The 18,089-nt window shown below is 44.6% G+C and carries 9 protein-coding genes; 3 read left to right on the top strand and 6 right to left on the bottom strand.

Annotated features, from left to right (window positions below; all coding sequences use genetic code 11):
- The first annotated feature begins 96 nt into the window (after nucleotides 1–96).
- Nucleotides 97–2,574: a TonB-dependent receptor gene (locus OKW21_RS27110; protein WP_277485850.1), complete on the top strand. Its 2,478-nt coding sequence runs from the start codon at nucleotides 97–99 to the stop codon at nucleotides 2,572–2,574.
- 53 nt (nucleotides 2,575–2,627) lie between these two features.
- Here the strand turns inward: OKW21_RS27110 and OKW21_RS27105 are convergent, their stop codons facing one another.
- From OKW21_RS27105 to OKW21_RS27080, 6 genes are all read right to left on the bottom strand, one after another.
- Nucleotides 2,628–4,151, bottom strand: coding sequence for a choice-of-anchor I family protein (locus OKW21_RS27105; protein WP_277485847.1), 1,524 nt, complete (start codon nucleotides 4,149–4,151; stop codon nucleotides 2,628–2,630).
- A gap of 606 nt (nucleotides 4,152–4,757) precedes the next feature.
- The gene (sucD, locus tag OKW21_RS27100) at nucleotides 4,758–5,633 is read right to left on the bottom strand and encodes a succinate--CoA ligase subunit alpha (protein WP_277485844.1); all 876 of its coding nucleotides are present in this window, start codon (nucleotides 5,631–5,633) and stop codon (nucleotides 4,758–4,760) included.
- Between the two features lie 105 nt (nucleotides 5,634–5,738).
- A complete protein-coding gene (locus tag OKW21_RS27095) occupies nucleotides 5,739–7,631 on the bottom strand; it encodes a heparinase II/III domain-containing protein (RefSeq protein WP_277485842.1) in 1,893 nt (630 codons plus the stop codon).
- A 76-nt stretch (nucleotides 7,632–7,707) separates the two neighbouring features.
- Nucleotides 7,708–9,990: a polysaccharide lyase family 8 super-sandwich domain-containing protein gene (locus OKW21_RS27090; protein ID WP_277485840.1), complete on the bottom strand. Its 2,283-nt coding sequence runs from the start codon at nucleotides 9,988–9,990 to the stop codon at nucleotides 7,708–7,710.
- Nucleotides 9,991–10,241: 251 nt separating this feature from the next.
- Nucleotides 10,242–12,035, bottom strand: a complete 1,794-nt coding sequence (locus OKW21_RS27085) for a RagB/SusD family nutrient uptake outer membrane protein (protein ID WP_277485839.1) — start codon at nucleotides 12,033–12,035, stop codon at nucleotides 10,242–10,244.
- A 21-nt stretch (nucleotides 12,036–12,056) separates the two neighbouring features.
- Nucleotides 12,057–15,335, bottom strand: a complete 3,279-nt coding sequence (locus OKW21_RS27080) for a SusC/RagA family TonB-linked outer membrane protein (RefSeq protein WP_277485836.1) — start codon at nucleotides 15,333–15,335, stop codon at nucleotides 12,057–12,059.
- Nucleotides 15,336–16,090: 755 nt separating this feature from the next.
- Between OKW21_RS27080 and OKW21_RS27075 the strand changes: the two genes are divergently transcribed.
- Both OKW21_RS27075 and OKW21_RS27070 read left to right on the top strand, forming a co-directional pair.
- A complete protein-coding gene (locus OKW21_RS27075; protein WP_277485835.1) occupies nucleotides 16,091–16,336 on the top strand; it encodes a hypothetical protein in 246 nt (81 codons plus the stop codon).
- A 160-nt stretch (nucleotides 16,337–16,496) separates the two neighbouring features.
- A complete protein-coding gene (locus OKW21_RS27070) occupies nucleotides 16,497–17,966 on the top strand; it encodes an SLC13 family permease (RefSeq protein ID WP_277485833.1) in 1,470 nt (489 codons plus the stop codon).
- Nucleotides 17,967–18,089: the final 123 nt, after the last annotated feature.

The raw sequence follows: 18,089 nt of genomic DNA, 5'->3' as shown, positions 1-18,089 counted from the left end.
CCTTCAAAATCACCATAATCAGGGGCAAAATGACCATGATGGTGTGGCCCATTGATAATAACTTCGTCTTTTCGTTAAGCCTTACCTAATTTATTTATGACAAAGTCCATTTGCCTAAGCTTTTTTTTAACTTTTCTACTTCATCAACTTAGTGCTCAGCAGGCGATCATTCATGGAAGTGTAGTAGATCAAAGCAGTGATGCTCCTTTGGAATATGCCAATGTTGTGCTTTTCTCTCCAGCTGACTCCTCCATCGTAAGCGGAGTAGTGACCCAGGCAGATGGCGCTTTTAAGTTGGAAAATTTAAGTGAAGGGCTATATTACCTGCAAGTACAATTTGTGGGTTATGAAAGCAAAAAACTGGATGATATTCAGCTATCTAAAGCCCAGACTTATGATGCCGGCGCCATTAGCCTTCAAGCCAATGAACAACTGTTGAACGAGATACAGGTAAGCGGACAAAAAGCCACTACTTATCACAAAATAGACCGGCAGGTATATAATGCCGGGCAGTTCCAGTCGGCTATGGGAGGCACTGCCACCGATGTATTAAGAAATGTGCCTTCAGTAGCGGTAAATGCCGAAGGGGGGATTACCGTACGCGGCTCCTCGGGCTTTACCATATTACTTAATGGTAAACCCATACAAGGTGATCCTACAGTTATCCTTAACCAACTGCCAGCCAATGCTATAGAAGACGTGGAGATTGTCACTGCCCCTTCTGCCAAATATGATCCGGAAGGCAAAGCTGGAATTATCAACATCATTACCCGCAAAGGGGCTACCGATGGCTTGTTTCTCCAGGTCAATGCAAAAGTGGGCCTGCCCAGCATAGAGCCTTATGATAATGCCGAGCCTGCCCGCCGCTTTGGAGGAGATTTTACCCTTAACTACCGGAAGGATAAATGGGATATTGCCTTAGGAGCCAGTTATCTCAGGAATGACATTGCCGGAAGAAGGGAAGGAGACGTATACACCATTATTAACGATACCTTGACACGATTTCCTTCTGATGGTGAACGTAGCTTTGACGAAGAAGCCTATACTGCTCGGGCTACGATAGGGTATACGCCTGACGAAAATAACAATTTTAGTCTGGGCTTATATGCCGGCAAGCGCAGCAAAGACCGCACAGCGGATATCCTTTATAACAATAGCAAAGTCTATCGTCCGGAAAATGATACGATAAGTCAGATCACTTACTATAACGAGAACCTACGCATCCGCCGGGGAGATTTCCTGATCAGTAGCCTGGACTATGCCCATACCTTTGAAAATGAGTCCAGTTTATCGGCTTCTCTCCTTTATGAATATACGATGCTGGGAGGGCCTACCACCAACCTCAACCTTTCCTGGCCTACGCTGCTGGATACTTTGCAGGATCAGTATAATACCAATGACAACCCTTTACATGGCATTCGTTTTCAACTGGATTATAGTAAGTCCTTGGGGCAAGGAAAACTGGATGTTGGCTATCAGTTCAGAAATCTGGACCATCAGGGAGATTTCTTCTATGAAGAAAGAATTATTGGTATGGATGAGTATGCCCCCATTCCTGAGTTCTCAAGTACGGTAGACCTGAACCGACGCATACATTCATTATATGGTCAGTATTCTGGAAAGTGGGATAAACTTTCCTATGCGGCAGGCATGCGGATGGAAATTATGGACCGCCAACTGGTTTTAGCTAATCAGTTTGTAGATACAACTTACAATTATGATTTTGTAAAGTTATACCCCTCAGCCAACCTGCTTTACGACTGGAGTGAGAGCTTTCGCCTGAAAGCTGCTTATAGCAAAAGGGTAGAAAGAACCACTACTTTCAAAATGAATTCTTTTCCTGAAAGAGAACATTCTGAAACGCTGGAGCAAGGAGATGCAGAGCTGCTGCCCGAATTCATTGACCTGGCAGAACTGGGCGCAATCAAGGACTTTGGTGATAATTCAGTGTTTGTAACTGCCTATTTTCAGGATGTACAAAACCTGATCAACCGTGTCAATACAGTGTACAATGATACCATACTGAATCGTATATATTCCAATGTAGGTCGGGGGCGGTCCTATGGGCTGGAGGCAGGAGCAGAGCTTAACCCTACAGACTGGTGGCAGCTTTATGCCGGAGGAAACGTATACAATAATAATATTACCGGAGAATTTGCCGGAGAACCGGTGCGTACCAGTAGCTGGATTTATTCTATCAATGCCAATACTACTTTTAAAATCAGCCCTGACTTTAGCGTACAATGGACACTCAATTATATCTCTGATCAAAATACTGCCCAGGGAGAAGATTCACGTTTTCTTTCTCCAAACCTGACGGTGCAGAAATCCTTTTTGGACAAACGCCTTATCGCTACCCTGCAATGGCTGAATATGGATATGGGCCTGCTACCTACCAACGAGCAGAGGATTACGACTTGGGGCGATGATCCGGAAACCACCGGAGTATTTTACACCACCACTAATTACGTGTATGAAGTAGATATGATTATGCTTAACCTTAGCTTCCGTATCAACCAGCCAGCAGGCAAGTCCAGGTTTATCAAAAGTGAATTTGGTGAGCAGGAGTTCTAAAAATAAAACAAGCGGGTCCTATGACCCGCTTGCACTTACAAATATTGTATTATTTAAGGCTGAAAAATTTTCACCTGGCCATCATCTTCAGAGCTGACGATGAGCAGGCTTTTTCCGGCAGGGCTGTCTTCAGCAGGGACGAAAACCAGTCCTTCGGGCGCATCCCCGCTTTCTAGAATCTGCAAAAACTGAGGCTGGAATGGATTTGTCACATCATACACCATTATAGCATCTACCCGCTCCAGGCCAATAAAGGCAATAGTACGTTGTCCAATTTTGCCAATGGTTACCCCTTCAGGTTCCACTCCCTTGGCGTCGCTGCGCCCATCGTCATACAGTCCGGCTTCTATGATTAGTTTTTCAACTTCATTGCCACTGTCAAATACCTGCTGCCCGCTAAGCCCGTCCCAGATGCTGAATGAGCGACCTCCAAAAGCATACAATTCTTCATATTCACCATCATTGTCAGTATCGCCCAAAGTACTGGTGATTTGCAAGCGACCCAGGTTCTCTTCCTTCTGTAGCTCTTCGTAATAAGGAAATACAAGTGGGTCAAGCACTACATCTTCTACCCGGATTTCTTCTTCAAAACCATTGTATTCACGAGCGTCGCCTTCATTGGCAGAAATGATATAAGAAAGACCATTAACACTATATGCGGCGATGGCATCCGGCTGGTACACTCCCCATACCGGCCAGGTATTGAGTGAGATGATTCCGTCTTCATCACTGGCATCCATGGCGTTTTCAGCAAGAGCATAATCTTTAAGTCCGAGGGGAATGATTTCTGTAATGGTTTTGCTTTCCAGGTCAATACGGGCTAGCCCATTGTTTTCCTGCAAGCTGATCCAGGCGGTACGGGAGTTTTCGGATACAGCAATGTACTCAGGCTCAACATCCTGAGCCAGTGTGGCACCGGGGCCAAATACTCTGAAACCCTCCTGAGCCAGTGTTTTTTCCATACCATTAAAAGCCTTGAAATCCAGCGTAGTAGTTACAAAGCCGTTTTGAACTTCAATAATAGACAGGCTTCCCAGCGGATCTTCATCTCCCGCTTCATAGCCGGAAGGCTCTCCTTCATTAGCAGAAAGCGCGTATTGTCCATCGGGGCTGAAAATTACCATGTCAGGTAGGGCTCCTACATTGGCTTGCGTTACTTCAGCACAGGTTTGCGTATCAAAGAATACTATTTTGCCTTCGGCCTGCGCAGGGTCGGCTTCAATGGCGGCTGCCAACAGCCCATCACTTACTGCTACACTATTGACCCCTGCACCAAACGGAGTAATGTCAATACTTTTTAGGAGTACAGGTTGGGTTGGGTCTTCCAGGTCTACCACATCAATGCGGGATTCCCCATCGTTGTTTACCACAAAGAGCTGGGTGGTTTCCGCATCATAAGCAGAAATTTCTGCTGCTCCTTCTCCTCCGAGGGTAATGCTTCCGATTTCCTTAAATTTTGAAGGGGCTTCTTTTTTAGGTTCGTCGTCTTTAGGCAATTTTTTGATTTCCTCAAGGATCTCTCTACAGGAGGCTGTCATCAATAAGACAGCCAGAAAAAGTACGGATAGTTTTTTCATAGCGATTTAAGGTTAGTTTGGATAGTAACTTCAGTCATATAATGCCTGAAGAATCAGCAATATAATGAGGCAGAAGGGGAAGGAAATCGCCCAAATGGAATCGTAACAATATGATAATGCAGGCTTAAAACAAGCTTAACAGTACAGCCTTCAGCTACATAAAAACAGGATAATAAGGAATCATAGATACCATGAGCCAGCTTAAATTATCCCCAAAAAGAAGTTTGTACGGGCTTGCTTATCATAATCTTTGGCATACGATATGCCTCCGGCTCGGGAAGGAGTAATTTAACTCTGGGTCCCTGCTTATAGGTGCTCTGCAAACTAACCTGGCCCTTTAATTTTTCTACTAACCTCTTTACAATGTAAAAACTTAGTCAGTTACCAGCGTTAGACTTAATCAACAGTGGAGACTCTTTTGAAATATTTTATATGATGACTTTTGCTTCAAAAGCACTGCCATTATACTGCAAAAAACGCTCAGTACTTTCTTATAAAGAACATTTTACAGAATGCATAAAAAAAACGGTCTCTAATGAGACCGCATTCCTTATTTTATTATTAGATCACCAGGATCTGAGTAGTAAAATCTAAAGCGTTAATGCTTTATTTTTTTATAGCGTCTGCGATAGTAGTTCCTATCTTGGCTGGAGTATCTACTACAACAAGCCCACATTCTTTCATAATTTTCATTTTAGCAGCGGCAGTATCATCTTTACCACCGATGATCGCTCCTGCATGGCCCATGCGTCGGCCGGGAGGTGCTGTCTGGCCGGCAATAAACCCTACTACCGGCTTCTTATTGCCATTCTCCTGAATCCAGCGTGCTGCTTCAGCTTCGTAGTTACCACCGATCTCACCTATCATTACAATAGCTTCGGTCTCAGGATCATCCATCAATAGCTGCACTGCCTGTTTGGTAGAGGTACCGATGATAGGGTCACCACCAATACCAATAGCAGTAGAAATGCCAAGACCTGCTTTGACCACCTGATCGGCAGCCTCATACGTAAGAGTACCTGATTTGGATACGATGCCTACCTTACCCTTCTTGAAAACAAAGCCTGGCATAATACCTACTTTGGCTTCTTCCGGTGTAATTACTCCGGGGCAGTTAGGGCCTATGAGCGTAACATCCTTATCTTTAATGTAGTCTTTAGCAATCATCATATCCTTAACCGGAATGCCTTCGGTGATGGCTACGATAACTTTGATGCCTGCACTGGCAGCTTCCATAATAGCATCGGCAGCAAAGGCAGGGGGTACAAATATAATGGATACATTGGCTCCTGTCTGGTCCACACCTTCCTGCACAGAATTAAAAACAGGACGATCAAGGTGAGTTTGCCCACCTTTACCGGGTGTAACACCTCCTACTACATTGGTACCGTATTCAATCATCTGTCCGGCATGAAAAGTGCCTTCTGAACCGGTAAAACCTTGTACCAGGACTTTGGAATCTTTATTAACTAAAACGCTCATGCTGTGTCGGTTAAATTTTTTCACAAAAATAGGACAATTAGCGGCATTGACAAGGAAGAACGGTACATAATCCGATTTCCGTCAGCTCCGCCCTTTCAGTTTCTCTTAGTCTGCGGCAGATAAACGTACCTGCAGTTTTCCTTCGTTTTCCGGAAAAAGGTAAGCGGGCATACGAATTTCAAGACGCTTCAGGTTCTCTATGTTTCTGTCAAGCTCAAGCGGTGGCGGGTCCAGAGAAATAATGGAAAGACCCAGTTCCGGGTGAGAAATGTTTTCCAGCTTTAGTTGTTTGCCATCCTGGTGCAGGATCGCACCTCCATCTACAATCTCGACATTTGCAGTAGTCATGAGTTGCCATGTAATGTTTTCTGTGTTCTCATTCGTCTGGAACTGGTCTTCAATGAGCAATGAGTTATCGTTTTCCTTTATGAACCTTCGGCTGGCAGAAGCCAGGTCCTCACCAAACACTTCAGTCATATCAATAATGGCTTCAGGCGTTTCTCCCTCTTTAAAGTCTGCTATGCTGGCGAAGCCGTCCACTACGTGTAGTTTATCGTTTACCGTCAGCGTGCTATGACCATAATTATTTTTGGTGAGTAAAGTCCATCGCTCACATTCCTGACAGCGTCCCCACAGGTTGAAACCGGTTTTTTCCAGCTCATGATAGCTTTGGTTGCCTGGATCAACTACCCAGCGAACACCATTCAACTCAAAGATAAATGAGCCAGCGTCCATATTCCCATGGTTGACAGTCCCTCGGCCGCCTTTACCTCCGAAGTAGTAGTTTGAGTTTGTATCTCTGAAAAGCACAATTGGGTTAGCGCCTTCACCCATCCAGGTTTCAGGAAGTTGCTTTTCTGCCTCTTCTTCAAACTGGGATAACCATACCAGGCCAGCCCCGGCATATCTGGCAAGCTCACCCATATTCTGTGGGTCCTGAAGAAAACGCTCTTTTTCATAATAGATCTCATTGCCGGTTTTTTTTGCAAACCAGGCAAGGGTAAGGTCCCCGTTGTCATTTCTACGATCTCCGCAGTCAGCGAAATTGTAGTACCAGCCAGAGGGAGCCACACTTAATACCCTGAAATCAGCGCTCTCCATAAAAGCGGGATACTCCGCCAGCCCGAAATCCGTATCAAAAGCACTTTCTAACATAGAAGCAGTCAATACTGAGAAACTGGTGCCATAGCTCCAGTAAGTAGAGCCTTCAGGATAGACGCCATCAGGGCCGTATTCTTCAAGAGCATGAGGTATACCATCTAATGCCCGCGAAATAGTTTGGGAGGCAAGTTCGGGATCTTCTTCGGCGATGACAATGGATGCAGCGATCATCCCTCCATTACAGACCTGGTTCCAGTTATTATTACCGCTGATCCAGCCTACGTTTCCGTTTTCATTGTAGCTGGGCATAATCCCTTTTTCTATAAGGGCATTTTTTGCCAAGTCAACAGTAGATGCTGGTAGGTCTTCTCCTGCCCAATCTACCGCCAGCGCTACCGCCATAGCCATCTCAGCGACATCCAGATAATGGGAAGGGTTCCAGTCCTTAAAATTACAGACAGCCACAAGTTCATCATTGATTCTGTTGAGTACATCTTCTTCCCTGTCGATACGGTAAACCATGCCAAGAATATTCATGCGGTAGAGCATCTCCCTGGATGTTCTCAGCAGTCTGCGCCCAATAACTTCTCTTTCCAGGAGGGGCTTGGTCTGAATTTCCTGTGCGTTCAACTGAATAGCTTTATACATGTTCTGCACGACCGGGTCTGATTTCAGGTCTTTCTTAAGCTTTTTTTCCAGAGAGGGGGTGAGAACGAGACGGGGAGAGCTTTTTCTCAGCTTTTTTTTGAGGTATTGTACGCTCATTGGGTTATCCAACTTAATGGGCTCATCATTTGCCAACGTCTTCTCTGGCTCGGTACTTATTCCTCCAGGATCAGCTGAGGCAACGAATGGAAAGATAAAAATCAGAAACCATCGTAATAGTTTGTTGTGCATTAGTAGGTTCATTTTGCTTTTTTTTAATGAATGTTATGGTTGTTTTATTATGCGTTGTGTTAAATTATGTTGCTCTTTAAAACAGACTATTTTCTATGCTTACGCTTTTACCCGCATATTCACCTTTTGGTAAACTGATGATGACCTCGCTATAGCCCTCATCTTCATGCCAACTGATTTCGCAACTGTCAGCATTGGAAAGGAAACGACTACTCACTTTTAAATGAATAGTATCCAGCTTACGGCTGGGATCAGAAACACAGATTTTCTCAACGGACTTTCCATTTGTCTTGGTCATGATGATCGCGGGATCAAGAGCGCTTAGCGCAATTTCTTCAGTAAGCTGAATTTCGTTGGGTTGGTAAAACACCAGTTGGCTGAGTCCTAAATCCTTATGATATACAGCTTGTACTTCCTCTGTATTTGCCAGTATCTCGACAGGAAGCTTCTCCAGGTAGTTCTCAATAGTGTTTTCGTCAATGGCCGGAACTATGATGTACGCATAGCTTTCATTTTCAGGCTTATTACCATGGTTCATCCATACCGTGAATACTTCTTTACTTATCTCTTCTTTGGGGCTATCTGCCTGATGATTAATACTGTACCAACTCCCGCTGGTCACGCGGTTTCTAAGGTGTATTTCCGTAGCTTCAGGAAAAATGTAGGCAATGCTATCATGATAGAGCCAGTGTACATTTTTTAACTTATGCTCACCCCTTTCCAAGGTAGATTTACCCTTCGTTTTCTTCACAACTACATCCTCCTTCAGGTATGACTGATTCAATGTAGTAGCTACCGGATAACTTGCGTCGGAACGAATACCTGCTCCCAGACAAACATATTCTTTATCGAACATGAACCATGCTTTTTTTGCTTCTAAAGGATCAAGTGGGCTTTTAAAGTCAAAGCCTGCCGCACCGTAGTTACCATCAGTGACCGCTCCCACAAAGCTGCTAAGCCCTTTCTTCTGTATTTCATCTTTTGAAGGCAAGGCCGGTTTTTGTACCACTGTTGTGCCAGGTATTTTCTGCCAGTCCCAGACTGGGAAGATATCAAGGTATTCTTCACCGCTTCGGGAGATGAAATTTGCGCCATCACCCAAATGATGATTTTTTAGGCCCTCGCCATTGTAAGGCTGCTCCATGCTGTGGTTGCGGGAAGAAAACATGCGAACTGAGGTAAAATATTCTGGCCGCTGGTGGCTGAGGTATTCGGTATGCCAAAAAAATTTGTTGAAAGTCAGGTCAGGAGCAATTCCTCCTTCCCTGATTTTAGCGATTTGCTCTAACGCTTCTTTTCTATAGTCCGTAGCTTGTAATAGCATAAGGGGCGTTTCAGCATCATAGGCTTGGAGCGTTCCTGCCCGGCTAATACTCCTGTTTTTTGCTCCGGGGTCGGGGTATTTTCCATACACCATCGTTTTGCTGATGCCGTCCAGATAGAACTCTACCAGGAGCTGAATAGCCTCTTCAGGAAAACTGTATTTGGTACCTGCTACTCTGGCGGCCCATTCTGCAAAAGCATCGGCATAGCCCCTTCCATAAGATAATGTTGACGTTACCCGGTCGCGCCTATGGTGAAAGCTCAGGTCGGTCTGTAAACCTCTCATATCCTCGGGGGTATTTCGCTCTTTGGCATAGGCAATTTCACTGGCCATCGTCTTGACCACCTCTTCTAATGTATCACTGTCTCTCACAAAAAGCGCGTACTTTCCCAGTATACCGGCGATTTTAATCAGGTCTCCTCCGGGTCTGGCACCCCAGGCATTAAGATTGGCTCTGCCTACAATAGGTGCCGCTTTCGTCTTTTGTGCATCAGATAATGCTTCATCCATGATGAGTAGGGTGCTGAGCAGGAGGTTAGGGGTTCCTATCTGGTTCCACCACCAGTTGTCGCAGATAAAATTATGTGCCAGCCAGAAATTTAGCGAAGCGTCAATAGCCTGCTTAAGCTGAGGAGCATGGTAGAATTTTGATACCCGTTTCTTGTAGGCTCTGCTTAGGTCTATCATATTGCTCAGATGCCGGGCATGCTCAAAGCCGGTGCGCGAGACGTCTTCGTAATTGATATCAGGCCAGCTGCCATCTTCCTGAATGGTATTTATCAGCTGCTGTATCTCATTTTGATTTACGGGTGGTTCCATAAGCTCAGCAATTACCCGCTCTCTGATGACTTCTAAATCACTGATGACATTTTCTCCATATACTTTTGCGCTTATGGATCCTGAATAATGTGTAGGGTGAGTCAGGAAACATGCCTGTCCACCATAACCTAATGACGGGAGATGATTTTTATGATAAGGTTGACGCTCCAGCTGTATTCTTTCTTTTACAAAATCGGTCTGCGTGCTGCTAGGCATCCTGTCCTGATGCGCATATGCAGTAACATGTAAGCATGCGCATGAGAAAAAAGATAGCAGGATTGTTAGGAGGGGCATATACATAATAAAACCTATCAGGTAAACGTGTAACTTAAATATTGATTATTGTATAAAATTGAGGGGGGGTATTTGAGCGACACAGCCAAAAAAGATAATTTTTACATTAAAAAAAGCGGGAAAAAAAACCCGTAACTCCACTGAATTACGGGTTTTGAGTGAAAGTTCAGCTTTTATTCACTAGCACCCCAACCAGGGTTCTGTCCCAGATTAGGATTTTGTGATATAGCACTGATTGGAATTGGCCATAGATAATGCCTGCTCTCATCAAAGATAGGTTCAGCATAGTCGGTGCCTGCATACACATCAAGATAAGGGACCCCATCTACTTCTGTAACACCGATAGTAGCTTCGTTGGTAGGGTCAAATCGATTTTGATTGGTAGCATCCCAGCGCATACCCAGGTCTTTGTCTTCTAAGAGTTGCCCCATCTTCCAGCGGCGGATATCATCATAGCGGAAACCTTCCATGAATAACTCAATACGGCGTTCGCGGCGGATTTCAACCAGTAAAGAAGAAATTCCCAGGTCAGCGTAGCGAGGATCCATAGGCGGGTTCATGCTCAATGGCGGCATGGCTACCCTATCCCGGAGCAGGTTGATACTCATATCTAAATCAGCCTGATTGATGGTTCCCAACTCTGCTTTGGCTTCGGCGTAGTTGAGCAAAGCCTCCCCGAATCGTAAGATAATCGCCGGAGTAGAAGACGTATTATACGTAGCGTGAGCGGCATTGACATCGTACACTTTGATAATATGGTATCCGGTGGTAGAGGACTGGCCAGGCTTGGTCTGCCCCTGAATTTTAGGATAATCCGCTACTGCCGGATCAGTATTCCCGTACATATAAAAGGCCTGATCGTCCGGATGAAGTACCGTTTGTCGTAAACGAGGATCGCGGTTCTCAAAGATATTCTCAAAAACCTCGTCTCCCTGATACTCATTGGAAAGCGTGATCGGCAAACCATCGGTGCAGAGGTAGTCTTCTACGACACTTTTGGTAGCCCCCCCATTATATCCCCGGTGATAGCTTTGCACATGGTTGGTAAAGATACCCAGCTCGTAGCGTCTCCAGTACAGCACTTCAGGATTACCCGAAAGATCGGTCATCCGGTGGATAGCATTGTAATCCATGCTAGGGTCTCCGGTAGTATACAGGGAGTAGGGACCATTCTGTATGAGGTCTAATGCAGCATCGGCAGCTACCTGAAACCATGGATCGGCATCACCAAGACCGTGGTATTTTCTCCAGGTCCCTTCATAGAGAGCCACCCGGGACAATACCAACAATGCGCCCCAACGGTTTACGCGGCCGGGAGCATTTCCATCACCCCAATCATCCGGTAGGTTTTGAGCAGCAAATTGTAAATCTTCCAGTACTTTATCCATGACAAAGTTGCGGTCATCCCGCTCACCTTCCAGAATCTCAGAATCATCTACATTTACGGTTTGTTCTACCCACTGTACATCGCCAAATTTATGGGCTTTCTCGGCATAGAACCAGCCTCGGAAAAGGCGAGCCTCACCGATGTATTTGTTGCGCACTTCTTCAGAAACATCGGCTTTCCCGTAGTTTTCCATTCCGAAGTTAATAGCACGAACAAAGTTCCATCCTTGATAACCATACCATGCCGGGCCATTCGGTACAATATGTCTTCCTGCTCTTACCCGCTGATAGAAATCATGGCGTGAATGGCGAGGGGCAGTGTCGTCGGTAAAGCCGGAGAGGTGCCAGATACCCCAGCGGTGGCTACTAAAACCGGCATCATGTCCCATTAAAATAGGAACATTACTGTCGGATCTAGCCAGATTGTACAAACTATTATTATATACCTTAAGGTCATTCTCTGTATTCCAGAATACTTCGTTACTAATCTGGTCGAGTGGCTGTCGGTCAAGGAAATCGTCATTGCAACCGAACATAAATACGGCCAATGCTATGGTGAATTTTAAAATATATCTATTCATTTGATTGATGTTATGAGGTCATTAAAAGGACACATTGATGCCTAAAGAATACGTACGTTGCTTGTAATATTCCTGCGTTAGTGTCGGCCTTACTTCAGGGTCCAGCGGCTTGCGCATCTTGCTATACTCCCACATGTTCTGACCAGCGAAGTATATCCGGGCATTGCTCATCCCTATTTTGCTGGCGATATTATCCGGCAGATTATATCCTAGCGTCAGGTTTTTCAGGCGAATGTAAGCCGCATTTTGCACATAACGGGACTGAGGGAGAATATTCTGCTTGGTATTTGTAGAAATATGCGGAGCAGCAAAGTAAGCATCACGGTTGTCCTCACTCCAGGTATCGGTTAAGTAGTAACCTTCTACATGGCCGGCATTGAAGGGGTAAAACGCTACCCAGTTACCGTTGGGTGGCCAGTACTGGTACTTCATAATACCCTGGAAGAATGCATTTAGCGTAAAGTTCTTCCAGCTTACGTTACCAGTGATGCCGAAGTTATAACGAGGGTTTTCGTAGGCAATGATCTTTTGGTCACCAGGGTTTTCCAGTGTATTGTCACCATAGCTGATGACGCCATCACCGTTCAGGTCGGCATAGCGAATATCACCAGGGCGCCAGTTAGAGCCTAAATTCGATTGATCGGCAGCATTGGCTACTTCGTCTTCGGTCTGGAAGATGCCAACGGTTTCAAATCCCCAGCGCTCACCGGTTCCGTTTTCATAGACTATCTGTCCTTCATAGTACTCATTCAAAGAGCCGGTAGGGTTATTGTACTTGGTAATACGAGAGATATTGTCGGACAAGGCCAGCCTGATGTCGTATCTCCAGTTGTTGTTGATACGGTTCTGCCAGGTGGCAGAAAGCTCCCAACCCTGGGTGCGCAGGTCAGCAGCATTTTGGCGCGGCTCAGCTGCTCCTAAAATAGCAGGAAGCTCTTCCCGGGTCAGCATATCTTTGGTATCACGAGCGTATACATCGAATGAAAGGTCCAGCCTGTTGCCCAACATGGTAACATCTAATCCTATGTTTTGCGTGACTACTGTTTCCCAGGTTAAGGTAGGGCTTACCAGACCCGGAGCAGATATTACCGGGGTACGAGCACCGGCAGTCATCATATAAGGTGAGTTGAATGACCCCAGGGTAGCGATATAAGGATAGTATACCGGACTGCCTCCATTGAAAATTAACTGGTTCCCCAGTTGCCCGTAAGAAGCTCTAACTTTCAGATTATCCAACCATGACGAAGTTCCACTCATAAATCCTTCCTCTGAAATTCTCCAACCTACTGAGAGAGAAGGGTAGAAATCAAAACGATCCTCTTTAGGAAAACGAGAAGTACCATCATAACGGCCATTCGCTTCTATCAGGTAGCGATCATCAAAAATATAGTTTAGGCGATAAAATGCTCCTCGTAATGCAGTATGTTCTTTTCCTCCGTAGGTTTCCTGGTTACCGGTTGTCGCGGTGATATCAGTAATGCTTGGATTGATCAGGCTATAGGCCCGGGTAGCAATATTCTCAAACCGACCCCACTCCTGGTTAAACCCGATCATTCCTTTCAAAAAGTGTCGACCTTGGTCAATAGTATAGTCAGCGTAGGTATTGATGACATAGTACTGGTCATTATTTGACTGATTATAAATCCAGTCATTACCGCTAAATCCATTGTCAAGAATTAATCCGCCAGCCAGGTCTTTATTGTTGATCACTTCTATTTTGCTCTGTACGTCCTGCTGATCCCGGTAAGTAAAGTTAGCGGAAAACTCTCCTCTAATGTTTAATCCTTTAATTGGAGTAAGATTTGCCCCCTGGGTCAAGATGATGTCGTTCCGAGTCCAGGTATTACGCCCACCGTCTTCCAGATAGGGTAAGAAATTGGTTCCGCCAAAGTACCTGCCGATGTAAGGCTCAAATTCCGCACGGTCACCAGGCTCCAGGTAGTAAGGCAGATCAGGAAAGCGGATGGCATCCAAGGGGTCCTGACGTGCTGAGGTGTTAATATTAACATCCCAGTGATAGAAGTGTGGTTTGTCACTTTTCTCCGTGGTAATCAAGGCACGGCTATCCAGGGTCAACCAATCCATCACCTGAAAGTCACCTTTTATCAGGGCATTGTATCGCTTGAAGTTTTCGTTTTTGTCTTTGTTTTTCAGGTAACCGTCTTTGTTCAGAAAACCGAAAGAAACATAGTAAGAGGCTTTGTCAGATGAGCCAGACAGGCTGACATCATATTTTTGCTGAGGGGCATAGTCCGTAATCAGCTGTTCTGCGTAGTTATTATAACCATAGAATTGCAATTGGCCATTCACCACACCCCAGGCGTTTTCAAAAGTTGGGTTTTCACTATAGCGACGGGTAGCTTCCACAAAGTCCGCATTAAACTGAGGGGCCCCATTGGTGCGCTGGGTGGCTAAGTTACGAGCCTGCACAAATTTATATGGATCAGTAACCGGGTCAATGAAAAAGATCGGCTTAGATAAGGCAGTCTCTGCACTCAGATTTACACTGATTTTTTCACCCTTTCCTTTTTTTGTAGTTACCAGAATTACCCCAAAAGCAGCACGGGCACCATAAACTGCTGCTGAAGAAGCATCTTTTAGTACAGTTACACTTGCAATATCATTGGGGTTAATTCGGTTAATGTCCATTGGAACATTGTCTACCAAAACCAGGGGTGAGCCGCCATTGATAGACTCAAAGCCACGTATATTAAAATCAGCGGGCTGTGAGGGGTCTCCGTTTCTCAGATTTACATTAAGGTTGGGTACTACGCCCTGTAAGCCTTCACCGACATTAGCAATAGGGCGGTTTTCCAACACCTCTCCGTCAGTCACGCCAACAGCACCGGTGAGGTTTACTTTCTCTTGCGTACCATAGCCTACTACCACTACTTCTTCCAAGCTTTGAATATCCTCTACCAGGGCCAGATCAATTACGGATCTGCCTTGTACAGGGACCTCCTGAGCCGTATAACCAATAGAGGTAAATATCAAAATGTCATCATCATTGGGGACATTAATGCTGTATTGTCCCTCCACATCAGTTACTGTACCGGTAGTTGTCCCTTTGACCAATACATTGACCCCGGGAAGAGGTTCTCCAGTAGATTGTTCAGTTACAGTTCCACTGACAGTGATAAATAAAGGATCAGTCTTGTCAATAGAAGCTTTTTTGATTGCGAAATCGGTTGCGCTATTGGCCAAAGCCAAAACAGGTAATGTGCATATCAATAGCACGAGCAGCAGGCTTGAGGCAAAGTAATGCCAGCACCTACCAAGTTGTTGTAAATGTGTAAACATGAATTTACGTTTTAGGTTATTGTAAAATTTAAATAAACGGGGGGGTAGCCAATGGTGCTAGCTGCTGTTGTATAAATTTTCCATAGGAAAGTAGTTTAGGTTGAACATATATATCTCATGAGTCTTAGAACTCGGTCAGCATATTAGAATATGCCATATCAAAGACAAAAAACAAGAACGTGCAGGCACCTCTTTGAAAGCCGAAGGTGGCATCTGCTCATACAATTATTTTTGTTTACTTCTATAAAAAACATGATAAGATCAACACATTGGGGCTCTCAATTTTATGCGTGTGAATTGGCCCCTCTATGCAAATTAAGTAGCCAGCCAAAGGGAACCTTATTACTCAAAAACTGGTAAAACAAGATTCCAGGCAGTTTATGCTTAATTTTAAGGCTTTACAGCTTGAATTCCAAATGCAAATGTAATAAATCACCTTTATGAAGAGAATTTCTGTGAGGCAGATGTAGCTCCTTATTTACTTCACTCGCTCAGACTTTTAACCCTCTATATCTGACCTTAATAATTTTACTGGAAATTATTAATTTCTAATATCCTGATTGGCAAAATATAAATAAGGATTTATATTGAATAGGCCATATATTATAAAAAGGGTTTATGCTATTTTGTATACTATCAGGGGGAGCAATACTTTGTTTATTTAATACTTTCTATGTTCATTAAAAGGGATTAAAAATTCTCAGCCTGGGGGAAGTATTACATGCCTGATTTCACTTTGGAGGCCAAGCCTGAGAATGTGCCTGATACCAAATTCTTGGAGTTACGATAGTGGCCCGGACACAGGAGTGCCTCCCTACTATACGATGTGGATATCGGAAGTAGGCTTTACTTTGATTTTGACGGAAAAAATTGCGCAAGGGCGAATTGGTGGGATATACATATTTGAGGAAATGAAAAAGTTGCTTCACAGAGAGCTTCAAAAGCAATTGTCCCTACGCCTGAAGTTATCTGAGGAAGGTACACAATGGATAAATCATTAGCAGATAAGTTGACTAAAACTGCCTTACAGGTAAAATCTCATTCGTTTGATATCGCGGGTACTCTGATTTTTTAATATTTAAGTAAAACATCTAATTTAGGGAAATCTGTGGCAAAGTTTTTTTTTGCGCAGATATATGATTTAACCTAAATTAATCTCGTTTGACAGGCACTACACAGGAGTCATTTAACTTCATCAAAATTGCCGCTCTTCTGGCAGGCCCCATCTTTTTTCTGATTGTATTGAATACTGTAACTGTAGAAGGACTGAGTGCAGATGCTACTCAGGTGATTGCAGTAGGTATCTGGATGGTAATATGGTGGATGGCGGAAGCTGTTCCCTTACCAGTAACTGCCTTGCTACCTCTGGTGCTCTTTCCGGTATTGGATGTCTTTTCTACCGGAGATGCGGCCTCTCCCTACGCCAGCCCTATAGTTTTTCTATTTATGGGTGGGTTTCTGATTGCGCTGGCCATGGAGAAGCGTAATCTGCACAGGCGTATCGCGCTCAACATCATACGGGTTACAGGCACAGATGCCAATGGAATTATTCTTGGCTTTATGATCGCTACCGCCTTTCTGAGCATGTGGATCTCTAATACGGCAACCACCGTAATGATGCTGCCCATTGCCCTCTCGGTAGTAGACTTACTACGTGATGCCAAAGCAGGGGAGGCCCCCAGTAAAGGGTATCGCCGCTTTGCGCTATGCCTTATGTTAGGCATTGCCTATGCCGCCAACATTGGCGGTACTACTACAATTATTGGTACCCCTCCCAATGTGGTCTTCGTCGGCTATATGCAGGAATTCTATCAGCGTGACATAGAATTTGGACGTTGGCTGTATATCGGGATTCCTGTTTGCCTGACGCTTCTTACCATTACTTACCTGATGATGACGAGAGTGCTGTTTCCTCATCGTTTAAAAAAACTGACCGGCTCAAGTGATCTTATCCATGATAAGCTGAAAGAATTAGGACCAATGTCCAGAGCAGAACAGCTGGTAGCAGTAATATTTTTTCTGACCGCAGTCTGCTGGATATTTCAGTCCAGTATCAATAATGCATTAGGCGGAAACTATCTGGATAATACTATTGTCGCCATGGGAGGAGGTGTCCTGATGTTTATTACTCCGGTGAGCTTCAGAGAGCAGGAATTTGTACTGGACTGGCAGAGCACTCAGAGGTTACCCTGGGGTATACTTTTGCTTTTTGGCGGAGGCTTATGTTTAGCGAAAGGGATGGAAAGCACGGGAATTGTACAACTGGTAGGGGATAAGATTGCCGGAAGTGGAGAGATTAATCTGTGGGTACTTCTGCTGCTGCTTACTGCTTTTATGTTGTTTATGACGGAGATCATGAGCAATGTAGCTTTGACGGTGATTTTTATTCCGGTAGTATTAGGCATAGCCGATAGCCTAGAAGTAAACCCTTTGTATCTGGCAATCCCAGTAACACTGGCGGCTAGCTGTGCCTTTATGATGCCCATCTCTACACCACCCAATGCGGTAGTATTTTCCAGTGGCCACATCCGCATGTTTGAAATGGTGAGAGCTGGTTTTTTTCTCAACCTGATCTCTATCCTGGTACTACTACTGGTAGGGTTGACCCTGGTAAGGTGGGTGTATGGGTAATTGATTAAAAGCTAAAAGTTCTCAGCCTGCTTTGCCCAGCTTACTTCCATGACTTAGGCTGTAAATCGGAATATTGTGATTTTGTTCTTTTGGAAGGAAATGCTGCGGATAGATATTTCGTTG

Origin of the sequence: Catalinimonas alkaloidigena (genome assembly GCF_029504655.1) — a bacterium.
In the GTDB taxonomy this organism is placed as follows: domain Bacteria; phylum Bacteroidota; class Bacteroidia; order Cytophagales; family Cyclobacteriaceae; genus Catalinimonas; species Catalinimonas alkaloidigena.
Note: the sequence above shows the minus strand (reverse complement) of the source record. Positions and strands in the feature narration are given on the sequence as shown.